This window comes from Luteibacter sp. P4_D7_3 (assembly GCF_056401735.1).
On sequence record NZ_JBFUIT010000382.1, the window covers coordinates 1 to 3401 of the forward strand.

Below are 3401 nucleotides of genomic sequence, written 5' to 3' on the forward strand. Positions count from 1 at the left end.
GACGACATCCTTGCGCTGGGCCATCACGCGCTCCGACGGAAGCGAGCAGGTGTTCGGCGGCGGCGCACGTACTTAGCCATGGTCATCGGACGGTCCGGAGGAGGGTGGCGTGGGGAGCAGGACGGTGAGGGCGACGGGCAGCCCGTCCGAGCCGGTCAGATGCGCAGGACGACCCACGTCGATGACGGCGTCGACGAAACCGCAGGCGGATGGCGAGACATTGTCCTTTTGCAGCGTGTACACCACCGCGACGGCGGCGCGGCCATCGGCGCGCAGCGCCTTGACCACCGAGCTGACCGTGATCGTGCGGTACGGCGGATCGGCCAGACGCTCCTGGTGCTGGCTGTTGATATGGCCCACCAGGGCGAGATCAGCGTAGGCCCCGAGCTCACCCAGCTGCCAGACCAGGCGGACCTGGACCGCGGTGGGATCGGCTAGGTTGATGTCGGCGTCGTACACCATCTGCGTTCCGCAAGTCAGTTGCTGATGTTGCATTACGCGCAGCGCGGGAACGGCAGGCCGCGCTGACGACTGGGCGGCGGCGGCGGTGACCAGGACAAGGGCGCCCGACAGTGCGCAGACGAGATAAGCGGGGAGGGCGACGGAGTGGTTTCGCAACAGCGGCATCCGTGCAGGAGAGAGGATGCAGCGAGCGTAAGCTGCCTAACGACCTCTGACAAGTGGCATTGTCAGAGGTAGTTATTTATGGGAAATATGCCCTATGTATGGCATATTTTGTTGCGCCGCAGACCTTACGCGCGTAGCCTCGATGTGCCCTCCGTCGAGCGTCCGCCATGAATGATGCGAATCCCCTAGATGCGCTCGAACAGCAGGTGCGCGCCGCGTGGGAAGCCCGCTGCGGTGTTCGTCGCGGCCCGCTAGAACAGGCCGACGTCGACGCCATCGCCGAAGCCGCGTTCGCCCTGGAAGGGGTCAAGCCGACGGTGGAATTCATCCGCCGCATCGCCGGCGGCGGCTCGCCCAACACGATCCACCCCAAGCTCGATGCGTGGTTTCGCCAGGGCCGCGAGCCGGCACCGGCCGCCGCCGTCCCTGCCGAATTGCTCACCGTGTGGGAACGCCTGCAGGCCGATGCCACCCGGGTCGCCCAGGACGCGCTCGCCCCGACGCGCGCCGTGATCGCGGACGACCGAACCGCGCTGACCGCGGCTCAGGCGCAGTTAGCCGTGGATCAAGCGGCCCTCGCCGGCGAGCGCGCGACCACCGAGCGGGTCGTCACCGCCCTACGCGAGGAGTTCCAAAGCCTGCAGGCGCGTAACCAGACGTTGCAGGTCGAGCTTGCCCGGCTCAGTGATCAAGCCCGCGACGCAGCCGAGATGATCGGGCAGCGAGATCGCGAAGTGGAGCGGTTGAAGCGTGAGGGGGCCACGGCCGCGGCCGAGCACACTCGCCTCAGCCGCCTGTTGGCCATGACCGACGATCGCTGCGCCGCTCAGCAGGCCGAGCTGGAGGCCGCACGCGTGGCTTCGCTTGCGAGTGAGGCACGGATCCTCGCGCTGCAGGCAGAAGCCGCCGAGTCTGCCGCCGCACTGGCTGACGCTCAGGAAACGGCCGCAGCCCAGGGCCGCGACCGCGACTCGGCGCAGAGCACGGTCGCCACCCTGACCGCGCGCGTTGGTCAGCTCGAGCACGCCTTTCAGCTCGGCCAGGCCAAAGCCGACGCCGAGGCCGCCTTGCGCGACCGTCTGGAAACCGAACTCGCACGCGAACGCGCCGCGCTGACCGAGGCGGTGACCAGGCAAGCGAGCGCGACGGACGACCGCACCGCATTGCTAGCGACCTTGGACGCGGTGACCGCGGAACGAGATCGCCTGCATGCGAGCATGGTGATGCTCGCCCAACCAGCGCCACTGCCTCCCACAGGTTGACCGTGTAGGCGCATCCCTACAGACGCAAGGTCCACCGTGGGCGCACACTTGAGTAGTTGCCGGACCAATAATGCCCATGGGGATGGACATGCGTCTAAAAGGCTTTGCCGTCGAGAATTTCCGGTTGTTGCGCAAAGCTGTCGTCGGTCTGGAAGAACGGACCACGTTGATCGTGGGTCGAAATAATTCGGGAAAGACCTCCGTCGCCGAGCTGTTTCGACGCCTGCTCAGCGAGAAGACCTTGTCGTTCCGGATGGAGGACTTTTCGCTGGGCTGTCATGAGCAGTTCTGGCACGCCTATGGCCACTTCAGGGCGGGGAACGCCGTCACCGATGTAGTTGCTGCGCTACCGTCGATCCGGGTCACTCTAGACATCGTCTATGACGTCGACGCACCGGACCTGGGGCCGCTGAGTGACTGCATTATCGATTTGAATCCRGACTGCCACACCGCACGGCTGGTCCTTACTTACGGCCCCGAGCCGACGGCGCCGGTAGCGCTGTTCGCGGACATCACCTGGGTCGACGACCTGCTCGCCAATCGCAGCGCCCTGTTTCGGGCACTGCCAGCCCGAGTGACGGATGCTTACACCGCGACGCTGGAAGCGGTGGATCCCAACGACAACACCAACCGCAAAGTCTTGGATCTCAAGACGCTGTCCGCACTAGTCCGTGGGGGATTCATTAATGCCCAACGCGGCCTGGACGATGACACCCACCGCGAGCGCGACGTGCTCGGCAAGGTCATCGAGGTACTCTTCCAGTCGGCGCTCACCGACCCGGTAGACGCGGAAAGGCGAACCACGGCCGAGCAGCTGAAAGCCGCGGTCGAGACGATTCAGGACCGATTGCACGCCGACTTCAACGCAAAGGTCACCTCGCTATTGCCCACGTTCGATCTATTTGGCTACCCCGGGCTTGCCGACCCTGGCTTGATCACCGAGACCAACTTCGATGTCGACAGGCTACTGAAGGACCACACCAAAGTCCGCTATGCCGGCGTCAATGGCCTGACCCTGCCGGAAAGTTATAACGGCCTGGGCGCACGCAATCTCGTCTACATGTTGCTTCAGCTGCTGCGATTCTTTCGCGAGTTCCAGAGCAGTCCAGCCGCCGCCGGGGTGCATCTGATCTTCATCGAAGAGCCGGAGGCGCATCTGCACCCACAGATGCAAGAGGTTTTCATACGGCAGCTCGATGAGATCGCGAAGGTCTTCGTCGCCGAACTGAATGATGGTAAGCCGTGGCCCGTGCAGTTCGTCGTCAGCACGCACTCCTCGCATATGGCGAACGAGGCGCGATTCGAAACCATGCGCTACTTCCTGGCGACCACTGATGATGCTGGATTGCGCCAGTCCGAGGTGAAGGACCTCCGGGATGGCATGAGCGACACCCCCGCTCCCGATCGCGAGTTCCTACATCAGTATCTCACCCTGACCCGATGCGATCTGTTCTTCGCCGACAAGGCCGTCCTAATCGAAGGAACCGCCGAGCGCTTGCTACTACCCATGAT

General features: G+C 64.4%; 3 protein-coding genes. 2 read left to right on the forward strand and 1 reads right to left on the reverse strand.

Translation table 11 applies throughout. The features are described from left to right. Window positions 1–72 precede the first annotated feature (72 nt). On the reverse strand, window positions 73–618 hold the full coding sequence (locus tag AC1DSN_RS20225) for a hypothetical protein (protein WP_477297833.1): 546 nt from the start codon (window positions 616–618) through the stop codon (window positions 73–75). Window positions 619–794: 176 nt separating this feature from the next. On the opposite strand from AC1DSN_RS20225, the gene AC1DSN_RS20230 reads away from it, so the two are divergent. Both AC1DSN_RS20230 and AC1DSN_RS20235 read left to right on the forward strand, forming a co-directional pair. Beyond that, a complete protein-coding gene (locus AC1DSN_RS20230) occupies window positions 795–1889 on the forward strand; it encodes a DNA-binding protein (RefSeq protein WP_477297831.1) in 1095 nt (364 codons plus the stop codon). A gap of 88 nt (window positions 1890–1977) precedes the next feature. After that, on the forward strand, window positions 1978–3401 hold a 1424-nt coding region (locus AC1DSN_RS20235), incomplete at its 3' end, for an ATP-dependent nuclease (RefSeq protein ID WP_477332477.1).

Coding starts and splice junctions, on each gene's coding strand:
- AC1DSN_RS20230 (WP_477297831.1), top strand. CDS start 795: ATGAATGATGCGAATCCCCTAGATGCGCTCGAACAGCAGGTGCGCGCC.